This is a genomic window from Brevundimonas sp. BAL450, assembly GCF_015767455.1.
GTDB lineage: Bacteria > Pseudomonadota > Alphaproteobacteria > Caulobacterales > Caulobacteraceae > Brevundimonas > Brevundimonas abyssalis.
Map to the genome: position 1 here is coordinate 1 of NZ_JADWOW010000018.1, position 23,127 is coordinate 23,127.

The 23,127-nt window shown below is 69.8% G+C and carries 22 protein-coding genes; 7 read left to right on the plus strand and 15 right to left on the minus strand.

Annotation, left to right across the window (positions count from 1 at the left end):
- The first annotated feature begins 327 nt into the window (after positions 1-327).
- The 5 genes from IWC96_RS00100 to IWC96_RS00120 all read left to right on the plus strand — a co-directional run bounded on the left by IWC96_RS00100 (position 328) and on the right by IWC96_RS00120 (position 7,082).
- Positions 328-2,394, plus strand: a complete 2,067-nt coding sequence (locus IWC96_RS00100; RefSeq protein ID WP_196838126.1) for a TonB-dependent receptor domain-containing protein — start codon at positions 328-330, stop codon at positions 2,392-2,394.
- Positions 2,395-2,399: 5 nt separating this feature from the next.
- Positions 2,400-3,728: a PepSY domain-containing protein gene (locus IWC96_RS00105; RefSeq protein WP_196838127.1), complete on the plus strand. Its 1,329-nt coding sequence runs from the start codon at positions 2,400-2,402 to the stop codon at positions 3,726-3,728.
- Between the two features lie 15 nt (positions 3,729-3,743).
- The gene (locus IWC96_RS00110; RefSeq protein ID WP_196838128.1) at positions 3,744-4,229 is read left to right on the plus strand and encodes a copper chaperone PCu(A)C; all 486 of its coding nucleotides are present in this window, start codon (positions 3,744-3,746) and stop codon (positions 4,227-4,229) included.
- 71 nt (positions 4,230-4,300) lie between these two features.
- A complete protein-coding gene (gene ychF / locus IWC96_RS00115; protein WP_196838129.1) occupies positions 4,301-5,398 on the plus strand; it encodes a redox-regulated ATPase YchF in 1,098 nt (365 codons plus the stop codon).
- A 58-nt stretch (positions 5,399-5,456) separates the two neighbouring features.
- On the plus strand, positions 5,457-7,082 hold the full coding sequence (locus IWC96_RS00120; RefSeq protein ID WP_196838130.1) for a Na/Pi cotransporter family protein: 1,626 nt from the start codon (positions 5,457-5,459) through the stop codon (positions 7,080-7,082).
- Positions 7,083-7,085: 3 nt separating this feature from the next.
- Here IWC96_RS00120 and IWC96_RS00125 read toward each other — a convergent pair whose 3' ends face one another.
- Positions 7,086-7,280 (minus strand): hypothetical protein, encoded by a 195-nt coding sequence (locus IWC96_RS00125; protein WP_196838131.1) that lies wholly within the window; start codon positions 7,278-7,280, stop codon positions 7,086-7,088.
- 630 nt (positions 7,281-7,910) lie between these two features.
- Between IWC96_RS00125 and IWC96_RS00130 the strand changes: the two genes are divergently transcribed.
- Positions 7,911-8,729: a hypothetical protein gene (locus IWC96_RS00130; protein ID WP_196838132.1), complete on the plus strand. Its 819-nt coding sequence runs from the start codon at positions 7,911-7,913 to the stop codon at positions 8,727-8,729.
- Positions 8,730-9,258: 529 nt separating this feature from the next.
- Here IWC96_RS00130 and IWC96_RS00135 read toward each other — a convergent pair.
- Positions 9,259-9,732, minus strand: coding sequence for a hypothetical protein (locus IWC96_RS00135; protein ID WP_196838133.1), 474 nt, complete (start codon positions 9,730-9,732; stop codon positions 9,259-9,261).
- A 164-nt stretch (positions 9,733-9,896) separates the two neighbouring features.
- Between IWC96_RS00135 and IWC96_RS00140 the strand changes: the two genes are divergently transcribed.
- The gene (locus IWC96_RS00140) at positions 9,897-10,535 is read left to right on the plus strand and encodes a DedA family protein (protein WP_231378721.1); all 639 of its coding nucleotides are present in this window, start codon (positions 9,897-9,899) and stop codon (positions 10,533-10,535) included.
- Between the two features lie 27 nt (positions 10,536-10,562).
- Here the strand turns inward: IWC96_RS00140 and IWC96_RS00145 are convergent, their stop codons facing one another.
- From IWC96_RS00145 to cysE, 13 genes are all read right to left on the minus strand, one after another.
- Positions 10,563-10,988: a thiol-disulfide oxidoreductase DCC family protein gene (locus IWC96_RS00145; RefSeq protein ID WP_196838134.1), complete on the minus strand. Its 426-nt coding sequence runs from the start codon at positions 10,986-10,988 to the stop codon at positions 10,563-10,565.
- Positions 10,985-11,374 (minus strand): RidA family protein, encoded by a 390-nt coding sequence (locus tag IWC96_RS00150; protein WP_231378722.1) that lies wholly within the window; start codon positions 11,372-11,374, stop codon positions 10,985-10,987. The genes IWC96_RS00145 and IWC96_RS00150 overlap by 4 nt, the downstream gene beginning before the upstream one ends.
- Before the next feature lie 3 nt (positions 11,375-11,377).
- Positions 11,378-12,988 (minus strand): M28 family peptidase, encoded by a 1,611-nt coding sequence (locus tag IWC96_RS00155; RefSeq protein ID WP_196838135.1) that lies wholly within the window; start codon positions 12,986-12,988, stop codon positions 11,378-11,380.
- Positions 12,989-13,045: 57 nt separating this feature from the next.
- On the minus strand, positions 13,046-14,728 hold the full coding sequence (locus IWC96_RS00160; RefSeq protein WP_196838136.1) for a M28 family metallopeptidase: 1,683 nt from the start codon (positions 14,726-14,728) through the stop codon (positions 13,046-13,048).
- Positions 14,729-14,795: 67 nt separating this feature from the next.
- Complete coding sequence (locus tag IWC96_RS00165) at positions 14,796-15,584, minus strand: thiazole synthase (RefSeq protein WP_196838137.1); 789 nt, start codon at positions 15,582-15,584, stop codon at positions 14,796-14,798.
- Positions 15,585-15,670: 86 nt separating this feature from the next.
- A complete protein-coding gene (locus IWC96_RS00170; protein WP_196838138.1) occupies positions 15,671-16,666 on the minus strand; it encodes an aldo/keto reductase in 996 nt (331 codons plus the stop codon).
- 78 nt (positions 16,667-16,744) lie between these two features.
- Positions 16,745-17,740 (minus strand): DUF2272 domain-containing protein, encoded by a 996-nt coding sequence (locus IWC96_RS00175; protein WP_196838139.1) that lies wholly within the window; start codon positions 17,738-17,740, stop codon positions 16,745-16,747.
- Complete coding sequence (locus tag IWC96_RS00180) at positions 17,725-19,530, minus strand: aminopeptidase P family protein (protein ID WP_196838140.1); 1,806 nt, start codon at positions 19,528-19,530, stop codon at positions 17,725-17,727. The genes IWC96_RS00175 and IWC96_RS00180 overlap by 16 nt, the downstream gene beginning before the upstream one ends.
- Before the next feature lie 60 nt (positions 19,531-19,590).
- Positions 19,591-20,226: a hypothetical protein gene (locus IWC96_RS00185; RefSeq protein WP_196838141.1), complete on the minus strand. Its 636-nt coding sequence runs from the start codon at positions 20,224-20,226 to the stop codon at positions 19,591-19,593.
- A 102-nt stretch (positions 20,227-20,328) separates the two neighbouring features.
- Positions 20,329-21,198, minus strand: coding sequence for a 50S ribosomal protein L11 methyltransferase (locus IWC96_RS00190; protein WP_196838142.1), 870 nt, complete (start codon positions 21,196-21,198; stop codon positions 20,329-20,331).
- A 60-nt stretch (positions 21,199-21,258) separates the two neighbouring features.
- Positions 21,259-21,768 (minus strand): hypothetical protein, encoded by a 510-nt coding sequence (locus IWC96_RS00195; RefSeq protein WP_196838143.1) that lies wholly within the window; start codon positions 21,766-21,768, stop codon positions 21,259-21,261.
- 119 nt (positions 21,769-21,887) lie between these two features.
- Positions 21,888-22,100 carry a DUF3126 family protein gene (locus IWC96_RS00200; RefSeq protein WP_021697123.1) on the minus strand — a complete coding sequence of 71 codons (213 nt, stop codon included), beginning with the start codon at positions 22,098-22,100 and terminating at the stop codon, positions 21,888-21,890.
- A 76-nt stretch (positions 22,101-22,176) separates the two neighbouring features.
- The gene (gene cysE / locus IWC96_RS00205; protein WP_045318969.1) at positions 22,177-23,001 is read right to left on the minus strand and encodes a serine O-acetyltransferase; all 825 of its coding nucleotides are present in this window, start codon (positions 22,999-23,001) and stop codon (positions 22,177-22,179) included.
- Between the last annotated feature and the right edge of the window lie 126 nt (positions 23,002-23,127).

The following is a 23,127-nucleotide window of genomic DNA, read 5'->3' on the forward strand; positions in this document are numbered from 1 at the left end:
ACGCCTGATTCACGGCCTAGGCAGGATGACATGGTGATCCCGCCTCAACCGCTGCCGGTCATCCGCCCCGCGACCACCGTCGCCTGGACCACCGCAGCCCAGGCCGCGCCGCCCCCGGCCCGCGCCCCGCCACGGCCGCACTCCACCGCGCCGCCTCACGCCTGATCGGTTGAGGCGGGATCACCATGTCATCCTGCCTAGGCCGTGAATCAGGCGTTCGGGTCACTGCGAGACCAATGGTCTCGCCCTGAACGACTGCCCTCTCACCGGCGCGCCTGGTCGCATCAGCGCGCGCCCTGAAGCCTTCCGTTCAGGATTCCAGACTTCATGACCTTCAAGACCTTCGCGGCGCCGCGCGCGCTGCTCATCGCCCTGCCGCTGGCGGGCGCCACCGCCTGCCCCGCCCTCGCCGCCGACGACCAGCCCACCACCGTGGACTCCGTCATCGTCACGGCCCGGCCCAATCCCGACGATCCGCCCGTGGTGGCCGAGGCCCGCGCCCGCCTGTCCCGCACCCCCGGCGCGGTCTCGGTGGTCGCCGCCGAGACGTATGAGGACCGCTTCGCCCAAGGCTTCTACGACACCCTGCGCAACGTCCCCGGCGTGCTGGCCCAGAAACGCTACGGCGAGGAATCCCGTCTCTCCATCCGGGGCTCCGGCATCGCCCAGGGCTTCCACCAGCGCGGCGTGCTGTTCGCCCAGGACGGGGTGCCCTTCGCCGACGCGGACGGCTTCTCGGACTTTCAGGCCATCGACGCCATGAGCGCCCGCTACATCGAGGTCTACAAGGGCGCCAACACCCTGCGCTTCGGCGGGGCCCAACTGGGCGGGGCGGTCAATCTGGTCACCCCCACCGGCGTCACCGCCAATTTCGACAACCAGTTGCGGCTCGAGGGCGGGTCCTACGACAGCCTCCGCGCCTGGGGGGCCGTGGCCCGTGAGTGGGGCGACCGGGATCTGTTCGCCGCCGTCTCCGGCATGCAGTCCGACGGCTACCGCGATCACAGCGAACAGCAGCAGGCGCGCATCACCCTCAACGCCGGCCGGTCCTTCGGTGAGGACCGCGCGGTGCGCCTGATCTTCCAGGCCGCCGACATCCGTCAGGACATCCCCGGCGCCCTGACGCTGGATCAGGCCCTGACCGCGCCCGAAATGGCCAACCCCGGCGCGGTCGCGCTGGATCAGGCCCGCGATCTGGACGTCAAGCGCCTGACCCTCCAGACCCGCTGGCGCCTGAACGACGCCACCGTCTTCGAGGGCGCCGTCTGGGGCTGGCAAAAGGATCTCTGGCACCCGATCTTTCAGGTGCTCCAGTCCGACAGCCACACCACCGGCCTGTTCGGCCGCTTCGACTGGACCGGCCAGCTGGGCGGACTGCGCGCCGACCTGTTCTACGGCCTCAGCTACCGCGACGGCCAGGTGGACACCCAACGCTACGTCAACACCGGCGGCCTGCCCGGCGCCCTGACCGCCGACGGCGTTCAGGACGCCTCGGGCCTCGACGTCTTCGCCGAGGGCCGCCTGTTCGTCACAGACAATCTGGCCCTCGTCGGCGGCGGCTCCTTCGGGCGCGCCACCCGCGACTACCGGGACCAGCGTAACCCCGCCAACGACGACTCCATCACATACGACTGGGTCTCGCCGCGGCTGGGCCTGCTGTGGGAAAGCGCCGACGGCGCCCAGGTCTACGCCAACATCACCCGCTCGGTGGAGCCGCCCACCTACGGCGCGCTGGTTCAGGCCCCGCTGACCGGCTTCACGCCCGTGGACCTCCAGGACGCCTGGACCGCCGAACTCGGCACGCGCGGCCGTCGCGGCGCCCTCAGCTGGGACGTCACCGTCTATCGCAGCCAGATCGACGGCGAGCTCCTGAACTACATCGTCGGTCCCGACATTCCGGCCGCCACCTTCAACGGCGACCGCACCGTCCATCAGGGCCTTGAGGCGGGTCTGGAGTGGACCCTGCCGGTGGCTCTGGCGGGCGGCGTCCCGGTCCTGCGTCAGACCTACAACTACAACGACTTCTACTTCGACCGCGACCTGCTGTGGGAAGGCAACCGGCTTCCCGTCGTGCCCGAGCATCAGTACCGGGCCGAGCTGGGGTGGCGGCATACGTCGGGCCTGTTCCTGACTCCCACGGTGGAATGGCGCATCGACGACGTCTGGGTCGACTACGCCAATACGCTCAAGGCGCCGTCCTTCGCGGTCTGGGGCCTGAACGCCGGCTTCGACTTCGCCAATGGCGTCACGGTCTTCGTGGACGCGCGCAACCTCACCGATGAACGCTACATCAGCGAGTTCAGCGCCGTCACCGACGCCCGCACGGCCGCCGCCACGGTGTTCATGCCGGGCGAGGGCCGCTCGGCCTTTGTCGGCGTCAGCGCGAGGTTCTAAGGCTCATGGGCGATCCGAAACCCCACATCCTCTCCGGCGCCTACCGGGCGGTCTGGCGCTGGCATTTCTACGCCGGCCTGCTGGTCCTGCCGGTGCTGTGCCTGATGGCCCTGACCGGCGCGCTCTATCTGTTCAAGGACGAGATCGACGCCGACGTCTATCGCCCGTACGAGCGGATCGAGGCTGGCGGCCAATGGGCCTCGCCCGACCGCTGGACCGCCGCCGCCTCGGTGGGCGCCGGCGGCCGGGTGATCAATGTGCGGGTTCCGGATCGCCCGGACCGCGCCGTTCGCCTGACCGTCCGCCGCCCCGACGGCGACCAGCGCACCGCCTTCGTGAACCCCTATGATTCCCAGTATCTGGGCGCCGTCCGCTATGGCGGCGTGACCGAGATCATCAAGCGCACCCACAGCCTCGCCATCATCGCCCCCTGGGCCAATCTGCTGGTGGAGATCGTGGCGGGCTGGGCCCTGATCCTCGTGGCCACGGGGATGTTCCTGTGGTGGCCGCGCAAGCGTCAGGCGGGCGTGCTGACGGTGCGCGCCGCGCCCCGGTCCGGCCGCCCGTTCTGGCGCGACGTCCATGCGGTGACCGGTCTTTACGCCGGGGCCGTCATCGCCTTTCTGGTGGTCACCGGCATGCCCTGGTCCGCTGTCTGGGGCGATCGCGTCCTCGGCCTGATCCGCGAGACGGGCACGGGCCGTCCCCCCGCCCCCGCTGCCGCCAGTCCCTGGCTGCACGCGGACCATGAGGACGCGCCCGCCGGCGTCGGCTGGACCATGGAGGGCGCCGCCCTGCACGGCGGTCCTGGCGCGGGCGGTCTGGCCACGGTGCTGGCTGCGGTGGACGCCGAGGCCCTGCCCCGCCCCTTCACCGTCACCATCCCCACCGACCCCGCCCTGGCCTACACCGTGGCCCGCGAGGTCAGGCAGGTGGAAGACACCCGCACCCTCTACATCGGCGCCGACGGCGGCCTGCGCGCCGACATCCGCTACGACCAGTTCGGAATCGGGGCCCAGGCCTTTGAGTGGGGCATCGCGGTCCATCAGGGCACGCAGTACGGCTGGCTCAACCGCTATCTGATGCTGGGCGGCTGCATCGCCATCTGGCTGCTGGCGGTCAGCGCCCTGATGATGTGGTGGAAGCGCCGCCCCAAGAGTCGCCTCGGCGCCCCTGTCGCCCCGCCCGGCCCCCGCGTCCGCGCCGCCGTGCTGGGCATCGTTTTGCCTCTCGCCATATTTTATCCCATGACGGGGGCCAGTCTCATCGTCGCCCTGGCGCTCGACCGTCTGGGCCGTCTGATCGTCCGGTCCCGCACCCCGATCCGCGCATAAGAAGGAAGCATCGAGATGACCCTCCCCAAGGCCGCGCGCCTGCTCGCCCCCCTCGCCGTCCTGACGCTCGCCGCCTGCGGCGGCGGCGGCTCGACCCCCGAAGGCCCCGCCGTGGTCCAGGCCGACGGCGCCTGGTGCCGCCCCACCCCCAACGGCGTGCTGGTGGGCGGATGCTACGTCACCCTCGTCTCCAGCCGCGACGACCGCCTCGTCTCTGTCGCCTCGCCCCTGTCCCAGGTGGTCGAGATCCACGAGATGCGCATGGACGGCGAGATGATGCGCATGAACGAACTCGAGAACGGCCTGCCCCTGCCTGCCGGCGAAACGGTTCAGATGCGCCCCGGCGCCGAGCATCTCATGCTGATGACCCTGTCCGCCCCCCTGGCCGAGGGTGAGACCGTCCCCCTCACCCTCACCTTCGAGGACGCCGCCGAGGTCACGGTCGAGGCTCAGGTCCGCCAGCCGGACGGCGCCGCGGCCGATCACGGCGGTCATCAATAACGCCGGCGCGGATGACGGCCCTGACAAACGCGCCGGAACCCGCTAAAGCCTCGCGCCTCACGAGGTAAAGCATGTCCCTGAAAGTCGCGATCGTCGGCCTGCCCAACGTCGGCAAGTCCACCCTGTTCAACGCCCTGACCCAGACGGCGGCGGCCCAGGCCGCCAACTATCCGTTCTGCACCATCGAGCCGAACACCGGTGACGTGGCGGTGCCCGAGCCGCGCCTGGACGTGCTGGCGTCCATCGCCGGCTCCAGGGAGATCATCCCCTCGCGGATCACCTTCGTGGACATCGCCGGCCTGGTGCGCGGCGCGTCCAAGGGCGAGGGCCTGGGCAACCAGTTCCTGGCCAACATCCGCGACTGTGACGCCGTGGCCTTCGTCGCCCGCTGCTTCGAGGACGACGACATCACCCACGTGGAGGGCCGCATCGACCCGCTCAGCGATCTCGAGATCATCGAGACCGAGCTGATGCTGGCTGATCTGGAGAGCCTCGAGCGCCGGGTGGTCCAGGTCGAAAAGCGCGCCAAGGGCGGCGACAAGGAATCCCAGGCCACCCTCAAGCTGATGAACCTGGCGTTGGACAAGCTGCGCGCCGGCAAGCCCGCCCGCACCGCCGAGATCTCGAAGGAAGACGAGAAGGCCTGGCACATGCTCCAGCTTCTCACCGCCCTGCCCGCCCTCTACGTCTGCAATGTGGAGGAAGACTCCGCCGACAAGGGCAACGCCCTGTCCGACGCCGTGGCCGCCCGCGCCAAGGCCGACGACGCCAACTCGGTCGTCATCTCGGCCCGCATCGAGTCCGAGATCGCCATGCTGGAGCCCGAGGAGCGCAAGGAGTTCCTCGAAACCCTCGGCCTGGAAGAACCCGGCCTCAACCGCCTGATCCGCGAGGCCTACAGCCTGCTGGGCCTGCAGACCTATTTCACCGTCGGCCCCAAGGAAGCGCGCGCCTGGACCATCCCCATCGGCGCCACCGCGCCCCAGGCGGCGGGCGAGATCCACACCGATTTCGAAAAGGGCTTCATCCGCGCCGAGACCATCGCCTACGATGACTATGTGGCGCTGAAGGGCGAGGCGAAGGCCCGCGAGGCCGGCAAGCTGCGCGCCGAAGGCAAGACATACGTGGTCAAGGACGGCGACGTCCTGCACTTCCTGTTCAACACCTGACCTCGCTCCCTTCTGTCCGGAGCGCGGCCCGGGCGAAGAGACGATCGGGTGAGACGTCATGACTCTGGGTGTGTTCGCATCCCTGCTCGGCGGCGTCGGACTGTTTCTGCTCGGCATGTGGCTGATGACCGAAGGTCTGAAGCTGGCGGCCGGCGGCGCCCTGCAGGCGGTTCTGGAGTCCTGGACCCGCTCCGCCCCGCGCGGCTTCCTGGCCGGGGTTCTGATCACCGCCCTGCTGCAGTCCTCCAGCGCCGTGACCGTCGCCACCCTGGGCTTCGTCAACGCCGGCCTGCTCAATCTGGCCCAGGCCGTATGGCTCATCATCGGGGCCAATGTCGGCACCACCATGACCGGCTGGCTGGTGGCCCTGGTGGGGGTGAAGATCGATGTGGCGGCCCTGGCCCTGCCCCTGATCGGCCTCGGCATGCTGGGCCGGCTGGCGTTCCGCGGCCGCTCGCGCCTGTTCGGCGCGGCCCAGGCCATGGCCGGGTTCGGGGCCTTCTTCCTCGGCGTCGGCGTGCTGCAGGGCGCCTTCGCCGATCTGCTGGGCGACATGGGCCACCTGTTCACCGGCGACGCCACCTTCGCCGCCCTGCTGATCGCCCTGGCCCTCGGCGTGCTGGTCACGGTGCTCACCCAGTCCTCCAGCGCCGCCATCGCCCTGGCCCTGACCGCCGCCGCCAGCGGTGAGATCCCCCTGTCCATGGCCGCCATGGCGGTGATCGGCACCAATATCGGCACCACCTCGACGGCGATCCTGGCGGCCCTCAGCGCCACCCCGGCGGCGCGGCGGGTGGCGACTGCGCACGTGATCTTCAACGTCACCGCAGCCGCCGGGGCCCTGCTGCTGCTGTCGCCGCTGCTGTGGCTCAGCACCTGGCTGACGTCCGGCTTCAATCCCGGGGCGGACACCCCCGCGATTCTGGCCATGTTCCACACCCTGTTCAATCTGCTGGGCGCCGTGATCATGGCCCTGACGGGGTCGCGCCTGATCACCTTCCTCCAGCGCCGTTTCGTGTCCGCTGAGGAAAGCCTGGCCCGGCCGCGATATCTCGACCCCACCCTCGCCAAGGTGCCGGATCTGGCCCTGCGCGGGCTGGTGCTGGAGGCGGAGCGCATGCGCGAGGCCGCGTTCGCCATGGTCGTCCAGCGGCGGGAGGCGAAGGCGGCCGGGGCGGCCATGGAGGAAGGCCGGCTTCTGCCGCTGGGGCGGCAGATCAGGGACTTCATCGGCGAGATGAGCGCCGGCCCCCTTCCCGACCCTGTGGCCGACGCCCTGCCGGACGTGATCCGGGCCGTTCAGCACCTGGAGGAGATCGAGCGCATGAGCCTGCGGCTGCAGACGCCTCCGGCGGACATCGCCGCGGCGTCCCCGGGCTGGGCGAAACTGCGCCAGGCCCTGACGGACAGCCTGAACGGCCCCGGCGCGGAGGCCGCCGACCTCGAGCTGGAGTACGCCCGCCTGATCGGCGCCGCCGAACAGGCCTATCAACAGGTCAAGACCGACCTGCTGCAGGCCACCGCCCGCGGCGCCCTGCTGGTCAGTCAGCTGGACAGGGCCCTGGATCTGGCCGACGCCTTCCGGCGCTGCGCCGAGGCGGCGGCCAAGACCCACCGGCGTCTGGGCCCATGGGAGGGCCATCCCGACACCGCCCATGAAGAGGCGCAGGCGGCCGCCTGCTGAGGCTCAGGGTCCGGCGTGGTCCACGGTGAGGGTGGCGATGCGCTCATCCCCCTTGAACACGTGCGCGGCGATGGCGTTCGGATGCTCCGACATCAGGCGACGGGTCTTCTCCACCGCGGTTTCGGCGTCCTCCACCGACAGCGGCTCCATGTGCGGAACGGACGACAGCCTGGACTCGATATAACAGATGTACGTCACGGTGCGCTCCCCTGGCCGAATGCGGGAGTGTGCGGCATGCGACGCCGCTCTCTCTCAACCGCCGACTGCGTCGACGACGAATGATCATGACACAAACGGCCCTGATTTCTCAAACATAGGTTGCACGTGCGGAATTTTGAAACCGGCCTGAGTCGCTTATCGCGCCGCGTCAGGCTGCCCCGCTGCAGCGTCATGGCCCCGCTGGCCCGCAACGCCTTCACCACCCGGTTCAGGTGCACCGGCGTCATGCCCGGGGAGTCCGCCGGCAACGCCTGCGACAGCAGCAGGGCGAACGGGGGCTCCGGCCATCGGCGTCATCTACATCACCGGCGACAGCATGAGCGACTGGCGCGCCAACGGGCGTTCCCGAGAGCATCCTCATCACCAAGCCCTTCCTGCCGCAGCAGGTCGTCACCGCCGTTCAGACCCTCCTCGACCAGCCCGCCTGGGCGCCGGGGCGGCAAGCCGAGGACAGGGCCAGAAAATGCTTTCTCGCTTTGAGGGAGAAGGAAACCGCTCCCTTAATCCCGCATTTCCCGCCGCCAATGCCCATGCGCACAAGGGTTCGACGCCTCCGAACCCTGTTTTTCGTCCCGCTGCTCCGGGGCGCCGCAGACTGGCGGGATGAGCATGACCACCGTTCCCCCCGCCCCGCCCCGCCGCCTGACCGGAGACGCCCGCCGCTGGGCCGCCGCCAAGGATGAGTATCTGGCCGGTTCGCCCGCAGAGGCGGTCTGCCGCCGCCACGACCTGCGCCTGTCCACCTTCCGCCGCCACGCTCAGCAACAGGGCTGGCGCCGCATGGACCAGCCCGAGCCCGACGCGCCGCCGGCGCAGGACGAGCCCCTTGTCATCCCCGAGGCGCCGGAGGCGCCATCGGGGACGCCCCTCACCACCTCGCAGATGGTCGACAAATGTTGGTCCCACGTCCAGGCGGCCGTGGCCGCCGGCCAGCTGATCCAGGCCCGCGGCTGGCTGCGCCTCTACAGGGAGCTGAAGCCGCTCGTGCCCTATGCGGAGATCGAGGCCCGCCGCGCCGCGCCCGAGACGTCCCCCGAGACGTCCCCCGGGACCTCTCCGGAGCCGGACCTCCAGCCTGAACCGCCCGCGCCGGACCCCGCCGCCGATCTGGTGCGCCTGACCACCCAATTGGCCGCCGTCGCCCGGCAGGCGGAGACCGCGGCCCTCCAGCAGGATCTTGCACCCCCGTTGCACTGTTTTTCCGCTCCGGAGTCTCACCAACCACCCCCCACCGACGACCCACCACCGGACGCCCCCGCCGCCGACGCGGCCGCCGATCCCTTGCCCGCCAGGGACCTCGCCCGCCTCGTCGCCGCGCTGCAGGCCGTCACCGCCCGCGCCGAACAGACGCTCGACGCCGAAACCGCGAGACTCCCGTTGCACTCTTTTTCGCCGCCGGAGTTTCACCACTCCGGACTGGGGCCGTGAGGGCACGACCTCCACCAAACCCGTCATCCTCGGGCTTGTCCCGAGGACCCATCTCCGCTCCGGACACGATCCTTTACGGGCCTGATCACCCCGCCCGCCCCGGCCGCCGGCCCGGGACGCGCGCCGCCGTGGGCCCTCGGGACAAGCCCGAGGGTGACGGAGGGGGGGCGGGAATTACCCCGCTCACCCCAGCCGCCCCCGTGCCATCCCGGCCGCATCAGGACGAGCCCCTTGTCATCCCGGAAACGCCGCAGGCGTTATCCGGGACGGGACGGGACGGGACAGCGCCCCACCCTTCCAGGCCCGGACGGCGCGCAGCGCGACGATCCGGGCCACGGGGTCCGCCGCTCGTCGCCCGGCCCAGCCTCACGGCTGTCCGGGCGGTGGTATCCGTGTGGGATCCGCCCGTCCCGGCTCTCCGCTTCGCTGCGGCCGGGATGACAAGGAGCGGGTTATCAGCTTCGCTTCGGCGGGGATGACAAAAGCGTGGGTTCTCCGCTCCTGCCCGAACGACAAGGAGTCCGAGAAATCATCCCCCGTCCAGGTCCGCCCCGGCCGCCGTTCCGCAGCGCACCAGCTGCACCGGCTCGCCGTCCCGGTTCGCCCAGGTCAGGGTCAGGACGTCCCCGACCACCCGCATGTTGACCGCCTCCCGGCTGGTCATGCCTTCGGCCTCGCACGTCAGGCCGGCGTCATAGCTGTCGCCCCTCTGTTCGATGGCGGTGATGTCGCAACGGTTCTCGTAGCCCTCGAAGCGCAGGGCGCTGATGCGGATCGGAACCTGATCGGTCGTGGCCGGCGTATTGCCGCACCAGGTCTCGTCGGCGGCCCAGGTCCCCACGAAGCTGTCGGGGCCCTCGCCGGGCCGGACCGGAACGGTGGGATTGATGGTCGGCGCCCCGGTCACCGGCTCGGCCGGTTCGGTCGGCGGATTGGACGGCTCGCCACAGGCGGCGAGCATCAGCACGGCGGCGGCGGGGGCGATCAGAAGGGCGTTTTTCATGCCGGACTGAACGCTCGCCCGTCGTGTTCGTTTCCAGATGTGGCCCCTCCGCCGCACCTGCGACACACCATCGCCCGGATTGTCACAATTCGGCTGTCCCTCTGTGGTCTGAGAATGCGAACCGCCTATATCGACCCTCTGCCCCCTACGCGCTGGAGTTGCTGTTGGAAGACCTGATCGCCGACCTGAACACGTTCGTGCAGGAGCACGTCATGTGGGCCGCCCCGATTCTGGGTCTGATCACCTTCGGCGAATCGCTGGTGTTCATCGGCGCCTTCTTCCCGGCCACGGCCCTGATGGTCACGGCCGGCGGCCTGATCGGCGCGGGCGTCCTGAACCCGATCCCGGTGCTGCTGTGGTGCATCGCCGGGGCCACCCTCGGCGACGCGGTGTCCTACTGGATCGGCCGCCGCGTCGGCCCCAGCGCCTGGCGCCACCCCTGGCTCAAGAAGCACCGCCGCCCCCTGGCCCGCGCCCGGCTGTTCTTCCGCCACTACGGCGTGGCCTCCATCTTCCTGTGCCGGTTCATGGGCCCGGTGCGCGCCTTCGTGCCCCTGATCGCGGGCATGACCTCGATGAACCAGGTGAAGTTCCAGCTGGCCAATTTCTTCTCGGCCGTGGTCTGGGTGCCGGTGATGATCGCCCCGGGCTGGCTGGTGGCCGCGGGCCTGACCCAGTTCGGGAGCCTGGACGACCACCTGCACACCATCGGCATCGTCGCCACCGTCGCCCTGGTGGTCACCGCGGCCACCCTGATCGCCTGGAAGCTGATCAGCAAGAAGCTCATCCGCGAAGGCGCCTGACCTCAGGCCGATCGGACAGGCCTCGCGTTAGAGGAAGCGGTCGCCCTCACCCGGCGCGGGAAGCCAGCAGGCCTCGGTGCGCCCGAAGATGGCGTAGCGATTGCGTGCGATCAGGTCATACAGCGGGTCCCGCATCCAGCGCGGGGCATGCCGCAAGGTCCCCAGCCAGCGCAGGCCATCCAGCGCGCCCAGCACCGACAAGGCCGCGTCGGACTTCATCAGCGCCTGTCCGTCCATGACTGCGACATTGGTTTCGGGCGCATCGGGATTCACCCCCAGCCGCACAGCCAGCGCTCGTCCCTGCGCCGACTGGATCGGCAGGAACCGGAACCGCGCCTCCGGGTCCCGGGCGATCACGAACCGCACCCACCGCGAACAGAACACGCAGACCCCGTCGAACAGGATCAGCCCGTCGGGCAGGTCCGACGCCGGGACCGGCGCCCAGCGGCTCATGCCGCCGCCACCGCCTCGATCTCAACCAGCCAGGCCTCGTCGAAGATGCCGGTGATGATGACGGTCAGGGCGGGCTGGCGGTGCTCCAGCACCTCCAGCCGCACGGCCCGGTTCTCCAGCGCGTAGGTGCGATCCGACAGGAAGGTCGTGACCTTGACCAGATTGTCCAGGGTCATGTCGGCCGCCCGCAGCTGCGCCTCGATATTGGCCCAGCACTGGCGGCACTGCCCGGTGAAGTCCGGCGACAGGCCGCCGTCCGGCCCCACCGGGATCTGGCCGGACAGGTGCAGCCAGCGGGTCGCGCCCGTCACCTCAACCGCCTGCGGATAGCCGCCCTGCACAGGCGGCGAGCCGTCGCCGGTCATGGGGGTCAGGCGCGCCGCCATGGCCTAGTCCCGCGCCGCGTCGCTGCGGGCCCGCACCGGGCCGAACTCCGACGCGGGCTTCCACCCGGGCCAGCGCTCGCTGTCGGCCAGATCGATGGTCAGCCGGTAGAGCAGGGTCAGGTTCTCCACCGCCGAGGTGAAGTCCAGGTCCGCGCTCCACTCGTCGCTGGGCTGGTGGTAGTCGCTGCGGAACCTGGCCTGATAGGCCGGCAGCCCGACCTCGCGTCCGCCCTCGTCCAGGTCCACCCCGTGCCACGGCATCAGGGCCGGCACCCCCGCCCGAGCGAAGGCGAAGTGGTCCGAGCGGAAATAGAAGCCCTGCTCCGGCTGGCCGTCGTCGGTGACGTACCGGCCCTCGGCCTCGGCCAGCCCCTGCAGCTCGTCCTCCAGCGTGTTCTGGCCCAGCCCGAAGATGGGCAGATCCCGCGTCGGCGCCGACAGCGGCAGCATGTCGATATTGATGTTCGCCGCCGTGGTCTCCAGCGGATACACCGGATGGGCCGCATACCAGAAGGCCCCCAGCAGACCCTGCTCCTCCGCTGTGACGTGCAGGAACACGATGGACCGCTCGAACGGCCCGGCGGCCTTCAGTTCGCGCGCCATCTCCACCAGTCCCACGGTGCCCGAGGCGTTGTCCCAGGCGCCGTTGTAGATGTGGTCGCCCTCGCCGTCCCCGCGCACGCCCACATGGTCCCAGTGGGCCGAGAAGACGATGGTCTCCTCAGGCCGCTCGGTCCCCGGAATGCGGGCCAGCAGGTTCCACGAGCGCTCGGTCTCCACCGTCTCCTCGGCGTCCACGTCCAGGGTCACGCCCTCCAGCGCCATGGCACGGAAGGCCCCACCGCCCAGATCCGCGGTCAGGTCTTCAAGGCTGCGCCCCGCCGCCTCGGCCCACTGTCCGAACGTGGCGGCCAGCACCGCGCCGGTGAACTCCAGATCGTCATTGCCCGGCGACAGGGTCCGGCGCCGATCGTTGAACTGGGCCCGCCGCCCCCACGCCGGCTCGCCGGCCTCGGCGTCCACCAGCGTCAGCACGCCCACCGCCCCGCGCCGGTAGGCCTCAGCCGCCTTGGCGGAGTCGCTGGCGTGGGCGGTGCGGTACTCGCCGTTGAACAGCTCACCGTCCGGCTCGCCCGACATGAACACCACCACGGCGCCCTCGACGTCGATGTCGCCGTAGTCATCCCAGTTCCGCTCCGGCGCATGGATGCCGTAGCCGGCGAACACCACCGGCGCGCCGCTGACCTGGGCCCGCCCGTCGTTGGACGCCGCCCGCAGCAGGACGCCTTCCGCCAGCGGGTGGATATCGCCATCCGCCCGCCAGGCCGCCGCCGCAGGACGAACAGGCGTGTAGCGGGTCAGGTCCACCGGCTGCAGCCATTCACCGTCCGGCCCGCCGGGCTCCAGCCCCAGCATCTCGTAGCGCGCCTGCAGCCAGCCCAGGGTCAGGCCCTCGCCGATCTCGCCGGGATAGCGGCCGGCGAAGGCGTCGGTGCTGATGCTGCGCACGCCGTGCGACAGGCGCTCGGCGGAGAAGTCCTGGCCCTGCGCGGGCCAGGCGGCGAGCAGCAGGGCGGCGGCGGCCACGCGGCCGGTGATCTGGAAACGGGTCACGTCATTCTGTCCTGGGTGAAGATGGGGCGGCCGGGTCCGCCCCGGCCGCCGTCAGGTCTACTGTCGGGCCGAGGCGCTTTCGGCGCGCACGGTGATGAACTCGGACGTCGGCCGCCATTCCGGCCAGTCGCGGCTGTTGGCCAGACGCGCGCCCACCGCGTACCAGATCTCCATGTCCTCGATCATGCCCGCATAGTCGAAGGTCGGCGACCACTCGTCGCCCGCCTGGTGATAGCGGGTGCTGCCATATTCGGCCCGGGCGTCGATGCGGGGCTGGACCGGCTCGTCGCGGAAGGTCGTGCCCCCGCCGGCATAGATCATCGGCACGCCGCGCTTCACGAACGGGAAGTGGTCCGAGCGGAAATAGCCGCCCGCCTCGGGACGCGGGTCGGGCGTCACCGTGCGGTTCAGCCCGGCCGCCGCCTCGCGGACGTAGTCGTCCAGGGACGACTGGCCATGGCCGGTCACTGCGATGTCCGTGGTGCGGCCATAGACGTTGGCGCTGTCGATGTTCACTCCCGCCACCATGGTCTCCAGCGGATAGAGCGGGTTCGAGCCATAGAATTCGGCGCCCAGCAGGCCGCTTTCCTCGGCGGTGAAGCCCATGAACACCACCGAGCGCTCCGGGCGCGGACCGGCGCCGAAGCGGCGCGCGATCTCGATGATCGCGGCCATGCCCGAGGCATTGTCCACCGCGCCGTTGAAGATGCCGTCGCCGCTCTCGTCCGGCTCGCCCATGCCGATGTGGTCCCAGTGACCGCCGTACAGGATCGTCTCGTCCGGGCGGGTCGTGCCGCGCAGGATGCCGATGACGTTGTCGGTCTGGATGGTCGAGGTGGCCACGTCGAAGCTGACGTCCATGGATGCCCCGTCCAGGGTCACCGGCTGGAAGTCGCGGCTGCGCGCGGCGACCTTCAGGGCCTCGAAGTCCTGGCCCGCGCGGCGGAACAGGTCCACCGCCACGTCGCGTTGGATCCAGGCCTCCACCGGGATACGCTCGGCCGCCGCGTTCTGGCGCACGATGTCGAACTGCGGCCCGCCCCAGGAGTTGCGCACCGTGGCCCAGCCGTAGGACGCCGGCGCCGTCTCGTGCACCACCAGCACGCCCGCCGCCCCGCGCCGCGCGGCTTCCTCGTACTTGTACGACCAGCGCCCGTAGTAAGTCATGGCCCGGCCGCCGAAGGTGTTCAGCTCGGGCTGTTCAAAATCTGGATCGTTCACCAGAACAACCAGGATCTTGCCCCGCACGTCCATGTCCTTGAAGTCGTCCCACTGGCGCTCGGGCGCGGTGACGCCATAGCCCACGAACACCAGCTCGGCGTCATTCAGATCGACTGCCTCGCCCGGCAGGCGGGTGGAGATGGCCACCTGTTCGCCCTGGGTCACCGGCAGGGTCCAGTCGCCGACGCTCAGGCTGGCCTCGATGTCCGACGCCTCGAACCGGTTCAGGGTCACCGTCTGGGTCCAGCCGCCGTTTTCGCCGCCCGGCGCCAGCCCGGCGTTGGAGAACTGCTCGATCAGATAGGCGACGGTCAGTTGTTCGCCCGCCTCGTCCTGACCGATGCCGCGTCCCTCGAAGCGGTCATCCGACATGGTGCGGATGTGGTCCGACAGGCGCTGGGCCTCGAAGGCCACAGGCTCGCCGCCCATGTCGGCGGTGGTGGCGCAGGCCCCCAGCGAAAGCGGCAGGGCGAGCGCGGCGCTCGCCATCAGGATGGCGGCGAAACGGGCAGGACGCATGGGAACCTCAAACAGTGGATTCAGATGGCGCGCACCCTATCCAGCGTCAAAGGTCGTGTCGATGCGCTCAGATCAGTCCCGCCAACGGCGACGACGGGTCCGCATACATCCGCTTCTTCATGCGTCCGGCCAGATAGGCTTCCCGCCCGGCGATCACCGCGTGCTTCATGGCCCGGGCCATGCGGATCGGTTCGCGCGCCTCGGCGATGGCGGTGTTCATCAGCACCCCGTCACAGCCCAGCTCCATGGCCACCGCCGCGTCCGAGGCCGTGCCCACGCCCGCGTCCACCAGCACCGGCACCGAGGACTGCTCCACGATCAGGTGAATATTGATGGGGTTCTGCACCCCCAGACCCGACCCGATGGGCGCGCCCAGCGGCATGATGGCCACGGCGCCCGCGTCCTCCAGCTTGCGGGCGTAGACGGGATCGTCGGTGCAATAGACCATCACCTCGAACCCTTCCGCCGTCAGCAGCTTCAAAGACCGCAGGGTCTCCTCCATGTCGGGGAACAGGGTCCGGGGGTCCGACAGCACCTCCAGCTTGACCAGGGTCCAGCCGCCCGCCTCGCGCGCCAGACGCAGGGTGCGCACCGCGTCCTCGCCGGTGAAGCACCCGGCCGTGTTGGGCAGATAGGTGTAGCGCTTCGGGTCCAGGAAGTCGGTCAGCACCGGCTGGCCCGGATCGGTCAGGTTCACCCGCCGCACCGCCACGGTCACGATCTCGGCCCCCGCCGCCTCGGCCGCCGCCGCGTTGGTGGCGTAGTCCTTGTACTTGCCCGTCCCCACGATCAGGCGCGAGGAGAAAGTCCGTCCGGCGACGGTCCAGGTGTCGTTCGTCTGGCTGGTCTCGGTCATGCCGTTCACCTAGGCCGCCGCGCCCCCGAGGGAAAGGGTCGGAAACGGCTTTTGATGGCTCCGGGTGCAGAGCCCGCAAAGAAGCTCTAGCCGTTCAGCGCCTTCATGGCGGCTTCCGGATAGCGATCGCCGTCCGCCGCGCCCCTGGGAAACACCGCCTCGATCCGGGACAGGTCGTCCGGCGTGAGCGTCACGTCGAGGGCGCCGACGTTTTCCTCGAGCCTGTTCACCCGCTTGGTGCCCGGGATGGGGATGAGATCGTCGCCCTGCGCCAGCACCCAGGCCAGAGCCAGCTGGGCGGGGGGGACGCCCTTGTCGGCGGCGATGGCTTTCACCTCGTCCACCAGCCGCAGGTTGCGGGCGAAATGCTCGCCCTGAAAGCGGGGATTGGATTTGCGGGAGTCGCCGTCTTCGAAGTCGTCGGGCGACCGAAGTGCGCCGGTCAGGAAGCCCCGGCCCAGCGGACTATAGGGCACGAAGCCGACGCCCAGTTCACGGCAGGTCGGCAGGATCTCGTCCTCCACGTCGCGGGTCCACAGGGAGTATTCGGTCTGCAGCGCGGTGATGGGATGCACGGCGTGGGCGCGGCGAAGGGTGGCGGCGGACGCCTCCGACAGGCCGAGGAAACGGACCTTCCCCTCTTCCACGAAGCGGGCCATCTCACCGACGGTGTCCTCGATGGGCGTCGCCGGATCGACCCGGTGCAGGTAGTAGAGGTCGATGGTCTCGACGCCGAGGCGCTTCAGGCTGCCTTCCACCGCGCGACGCGCATTGGCGGGCGAGCCGTCCAGCGGCATGCCGCCGCCCGCCACATAGTCGGTGCGGATGCCGAACTTGGTGGCGATGAAGACCCGGTCGCGTTTTCCGGCCAGCGCCTTGCCGACCAATTCCTCATTGGTGTGGGGGCCGTAGATTTCGGCGGTGTCGAACAGGGTGATCCCCAGATCCAGCGCCCGGTGGATGGTGGCGATGGACTCCGCCTCGCTGTCGGCGCGGCCGCCGTAGAAGGCGCTCATGCCCATGCAGCCCAGACCGATGGCCGAAACTTCGGGGCCGTTGCGGCCCAGTTTGCGCGTCTTCATGGGGCGCTCTCCTGCTGATGTGGGGAAGCGGCGACATGGTCGCCGACCGCTTTCAGTTGGGCGCCGTCCGGGTGGGATTCAAGGCGCGTTGATGGCCCGGATGGTCGGGGTTGCGTCCAGGGCGTTCGGCTCGATGGCGGGGGCGCGCAACTTCAGATGGGCGAACATGGTGCGCGCGCCATCGAGATCGTCCTCGGCCAGCGGGCGTAGATGCTCGCCGTCCCGCACCCCGGGCAGGATGGTAAGGGTGACGCTGTTCATCACATTGCCGCCGATCATGTGGAACAGGCCCGCCTCCGCATCCACACGCACCACGATATCGCAGTGGAGGGGCGCGTACTCGCCGCTCTCGCGGCGGCGGTCGGCAAGGGTGCGATAGCTGGACGAACCGCGCGCGTTGCACAGCAGATCGCCGGGCTGGATTTCGGCCTCGCCGGCGTCGTGCGCGACGAACGCGGCCTCCGGCGCCTGGCGGTCGCGGGCGCGGATGGCCTGGTCGATATAGACCCGGTGCGAGATGTCGCGCGCGAACTGGCTCATGTCGCCCAGTCCACCCTCGCACATGACCCAGCTGATGAAGGCGGCGGACCAGGGCTGGACCCAGTCGATGGCGCGGTCGGTGCGGCGCCATTCGCGGTTCTGGTCGCCGATGACCTCGGCGCCGTCGGGGGTGGCGGACCAGTAGCCGGCGACCGTGGCGGTGACCCGCTCCCGGTCCTCCCAGTCACCGAAGCGCAGCATGTGGCGCGCCTGTCGCGGCGCCGGGCGGCGGGGGTTGAGCGCGTCCGGCACGACACCATCGGGCAGGCGTCCCGCCTCCACCGGACGCGCGTCCACGGTCTGGAAGCCGAAGAAGGCCCACTCCTGAACCGCCACATCCACGATGCGGCGACGGGCCCAGTCCGTGGGGCCGACGCGGCAGCCGGGCTGGATGATGCGCATGGCGCCCGGCTCGCCCGAGACGCGCTCGGACGGCGGGATCACGTCGAAGACGTCGCGGGACAGGCGGGCGGTCTGGGCCTGAACCGGCGCGGCCAGCCCGAGCGCGACAAACGCGGCTACAGCGGCGCGCACGCCGCCTCCAGCCAGGCGCGCACATCGCCGTCCACATGGGGCCCGATCTTGTCAAACACCTCGGCGTGATAGGCGTCCATGTAGGCGCGCTCGTCCGGCGTCAGCAGACTCACCTCGATCAGGCGCCGGTCGATGGGGGCGAAGGTCAGGACCTCGAAGCCGTGCATGGGCCGTTCGCCGCCCTCGATGGGCGTGGCGGGCGTGACCACCTGCAGGTTCTCGATGCGGATGCCCCAGTGGCCGGGCTTGTAGTAGCCAGGCTCGTTGGAGAGGATCATGCCCTCCAGCAGCGGCTGGGTGTTGGGCGCCTTGGCGATGCGCTGCGGGCCTTCGTGGACGCCCAGATAGCTGCCGACGCCGTGGCCAGTGCCGTGATCATAGTCGAGGCCGGCCATCCACAGGGGCAGGCGCGCCAGGGCGTCCAGCTGATGCCCCGTGATCCCTGCCGGGAAGCGCACGACGGTCATGGCGATGTGGCCCTTGAGGACGCGGGTGAAGCGGTCCTTCTGTTCGGCGGTGGGGTCGCCGATGGCCATGGTGCGGGTGATGTCGGTGGTGCCGTCCAGATACTGGCCGCCGCCGTCCACCAGCAGCAGGCTGCCCTTTTCGATGCGGCGAATGGTGCTGGTGACGGGCTTGTAGTGCGGCAGGGCGCCGTTGGGCCCGGCGCCGGCGATGGTGTCGAAGCTGAGGTCCTTCAGGGCGCCGGTGGCCTCGCGGAAGCCTTCCAGCTTCTCCACGATGGCGCGCTCGTCCGGCAGGGTCTGCTGCGCCTCCGTGGCCACCCAGTGGAGGAAGTTGGCGATGGCGGCGCCGTCGCGGATGTGGGCCTGACGCGAGCCCTCGATCTCCACCGCATTCTTGGCGGCGCGCGGCAGGGCGCAGGGATCGGCGCCGCGGACGACCGTCGCGCCCTCGCTCTCCAGTTGGTCGAAATACCAGGCTGACGATTGCGCAGGGTCGATCAGGACACGCTTGCCTTTCAGGTCGGCGATGGCGCCGGGCAGGTCGTCGGGCGTCTCCAGCGAAACCTGATTGCCCAGCCACGACGGCAGGCCATCCGTCACCTTGGCAGGGTCGAGGAACAGGCGCGCCGTCCCGTCGGCCTTGAGGATCGCCTGGGCCAGCGGCAAGGGCGTGCGGATCACGTCGCCGCCGCGGATGTTGAACAGCCAGGCGATGGACGACGGCGCGGTCAGGACGGCCGCGTCGGCGCCCGCCTCATCCAGCCCCTGCCCCACCCGCGCGCGCTTGGAGGCGCTGGCCTCACCGGCGTAGTTGTCCGGGTGGGGGACCACCGGCGCCTGGGGCTGCGCCGGGCGCCCGGCCCAGGCGGCGTCGACGGGATTGATCTCGACCGGCTTCAGCGCGGCGCCGGCCTTGTTGGCCGCGCGCCTGAGACCGGCCAAGGCGTCGGGGCTGTGCAGACGCGGATCGTAGCCGATCACGGCGCCCTTCGGCGCCCTGGCCAGATAGGTCGGGACATCGTCGGGATAGGACAGGATGTCGAACTGGTCGGCGTCCACCTGGGCCCGGACCTGAACGGTGTAGCGGCCGTCGGCGAAGACGGCGGCGCGGTCGGTCATGACCACGCCCGCCCCGGCCGAGCCGGTGAAGCCGGACACCCACGCCAGCCGGTCGTTTGCGGCGGGCAGATATTCGTTCTGGTGCTCGTCCTCATGCGGGACGAGGAAGCCGTCGAGGCCCTGGGCCTTCAGCTGTTCGCGGATCAGCGGCAAGTGCTTGGCGCCGAAGGACGGGTCGGTGGTTTCGTCGAAGGTCTGTCTCATGGGCACCGCATAGCATTTCTCTCCCCCGGATGAGGAGAGGCCATGTGCCGGGTCAGGCATCTAGGGCGTGAGGCAGCGGTCGCAGTTGTCCGCCGTGAAGCGCCCGTTGCACTCCCTCAGAGCCACCTCCCGACCCAGGCTGGGCACGGCGCCTCTGTAGGCCTCGCAAGCCTCGGGCGGGATCGGCGTCACCGGCGTCTGGTGACGGACCAGTCCGTCCTCGACGATGGTCATGCGGGTCCCGGCCGGATCCGTACGAAGATCAATGGCGTCTCGCCCCTGCCAAAGGCGCAGGGCCGCTGCATTGTCGGGTCCCGCCACAAACAGGGCGTTCTGTTCGCTCTGCCGGTTGTCGAGCGTCAACAGCACGTTGCCCGACGGCTCGAAGGTCGCATAGCCGCTGCGCTCGCGACCGGCTCCGTCATAGAGGATGACGCCCGCGGCTTTCTCGCCGCGAACCAGTCGCCGGCCATCCACCACGGCGTCAGGCAGATCGCCGCTGATGCGGACGCGCTCGACCCCGTCGGGATCCACCACCACCAGTTCTGACACCCGCAAGGCGCGGGGCTCATCCGACACGAAGGCCGCCAGGCCGACCGCCATCATGACCGCCAGCACCCCCATCTGCACGCGCGACTGCAGAGTCACCCGACGCAGTCGCCGGTTCATGTCCGCAAGATCTGACGTCCCGTCCATCGTCACCCCTCCCGATCGACCGGTCCCCCGCCGGCCCCTGAAAAGGATAGCCCGCGACGGACGCGACACGAGTGAATTCCGATTAATGTCGGGACGAGGCCCCTACCCCACGCGCCTCAACACCAGCGCGCTCCAGGCGTCGCGGTGGATGCGGCGCTCCAGCCGGAAGCCGCGCGACAGATAGGCGGCGGAGACCCGGCGCTCCTGGGTCCGCAGCAGGCCCGACAGGATGGCCACGCCGCCCAGCTTCAGCGAGGTCTTGATGTCCTGCGACAGGGCCACCAGCGGCGGGGCGAGGATGTTGGCGAACACCAGATCATAGGGGCCGTGGCCGCGCACCGTCTGGTCGTTCAGACCCGAGGCGTGGACGAAGCGGGCGGAGGCGGCGTTCAGCTTCGCGTTCTCGTTGGCGATGCGCACCGACGGCTTGTCGATGTCGGTGCCCAGTGCGACGGCGCTGCCGGTCTTCGCCGCCGCGATGGCCAGCACGCCGGTGCCGGCGCCCACATCCAGCACGCGCTCGAACCGCTCGCGCTTGAGCAGTTCGTCGAAGGCGACCAGACAGCCGACCGTGGTGCCGTGGTGGCCGGTCCCGAAGGCCGCGCCCGCATCGATCATCAGATTGACGGTGTTGACCGGTACCCGTCCCTGGTCGTGGGCGCCGTAGACGAAGAACCGCCCCGCCCTCACCGGCGGCAGACCCGACAGCGACATGGCCAGCCAGTCGGCGTCGGCCAGCTTCTCGATCGCTACGCGCAGTTCGCCTTGGTCGCGCAGTCGCGCGGCGATGCCGTCCGCTTCGTCAGTGGAGGTCGGGAAGGCGTCGATGCGCCATATGCCCTTGTCCTCATCCTCTTCCAGGATCGAGTAGGTCGCGCCCTCCAGCAACGGATCGGCGTCGATGGCGGCGGCGGCGGCCTCGGCGGCATTTCGCGCGCCACGCGCAATTATTTGAACGGCGGACTCGGACATTTCTCAAACATCGGTATGCTGTGGAATCGCAAGACAGGAGCGCGCCCCTGCGCGCTCGTATCACCGAGGGGTCGGGGAATACATGGCCAAGAGTCCAACCACGTCGAAAACCACCGCCGCGAAGAAGCCCGCGACGGCCAAGTCCACGACGACGAAATCCGCCGCGGCTAAACCCGCTACGAAGGCTTCGGCGCCCAAGGCCGCCGCCAAGCCGAAGACCACCGCCGCCAAGGCTCCCGTGAAGACCACGGCGGCCAGGACGCCTGCCGCGCCGAAGGCCGCCGCCAAGGCGCCGGCCCGCAAGCCCGCCGCGAAGGTGACGACGGCCGCCAAGAAGCCCGCCACGGCCGCCAAGAAGCCCGCCGCGCGCACCTCGGCCGCCAAGCCCAAGACCACCGCCGCGACCCGTTCGACGGCGACCCGGTCCACGGCGCCGCGGCGCACGATCACGGCTACGCGTCCCACCTCGGCGCCCGCGCCGAAGACCGCCCCGGCTCCGGCGGCCTCGCCCGCTCCGGCCGCTTCCGCGCCTGCCGCTTCGACGTCGTCGTCACGCAGCGCTCCGGCCAAGAAGGGCTTCTTCGCCCGCATGGGCGACGCGATCTTCGGAAAGAAGTAATCGCGCCTGAAACGACAAAGCCCCGGACGGTCCGACCGTCCGGGGCTTTTTCATGCCTTGCGCGCGGCGGTCACGCCGGAGGCAGATCCTCGGCCAGGATGGCCATCTCGAACATGAACGAACCGTCGTCGTCCTCGTCCTTGAAGACCACACCGATGAACTCGTCATCCACATAGACCTCGGCGGAGTCGTTCTGCTTGGGGCGGGCCTTCAGGTTGATTCCGCCGGTGTTGAAGGTGCGCTTCAGATGGGTCTCGATGCGCTTGATGTCGGTGTCGTTCACGGTGGACGGCCTCTATGATTTGAAGGCGCGGACCCTATTGAAGCCCGCGCCGCTTTTCAAACGCACTGAACAGAAATCAGATCACGAAGTCATAGGCTATGTCGGCCAGGGTGTGGTCCATGGTGCGTGCGGGCTGTTCGCCGGTGGGACAATTGACCAGGCGCGCGGGCACCCCGGCGGCGGTGCAATGTGCGGGCACAGGCTTCAACACCACCGAACCCGACGCGATCTTGGCGTAGTCGCCGATAGCGATATTGCCCAGCACCTTGGCTCCCGCACCCAGCAGGACGCCGCGCCCGATCTTGGGGTGGCGGTCGCCGCGCTCCGCGCCCGTGCCGCCCAGGGTCACGGCGTGCAGCATGGACACCTCGTCGCCCACCACCGCCGTCTCGCCGATGACGATGCCGGTGCCGTGGTCGAAGAACAGGCCGGCGCCCAGGGTGGCCGCCGGATGGATGTCCACCTGGAACAATTCCGACATGCGGCTCTGAAAATGAAAGGCCAGGGTTTCGCGCCCCTGGCTCCACAGCCAGTGGGAGACGCGGTGCGCCTGGATGGCCTGGAAGCCCTTGAAGTAGAGGAACGGCTGCAGCAGCGACTTGATGGCGGGATCGCGCTCCTCCACCGCTTGAAGGTCGGCGCCGGCGGCCGCGACGATGGCGGGATCGGCGGCGAAGGCCTGGGCGCAGACCTCGCGCACGCTCATGGGCCCCAGTTCGGCGTCGCCCAGCTTGCGCGCGATCTGATAGCTGAGGGCGCTGGCCAGATCGCCATGGGACAGGATCGTGGCGCTCATCATGGATGACAGGCGCGGCTCGTCTCGCGCGGCCTGTTCAGCGGCCTCACGCAATTGCCGCCATCGTGACGGCGTGTCGCTGACCAATTCCAGTGGCTGCGCCATGAGCATTCCTTTCGCGCGGGCCTGAGCGAGACGAACTTAGGCCTCCACGGCGGCCTGCAAAAGCCCGCAGCGAGAAAATGAGACCGACTCGCATTCAGGGTCTGGCGCGACGGAGGACGCGGGCCT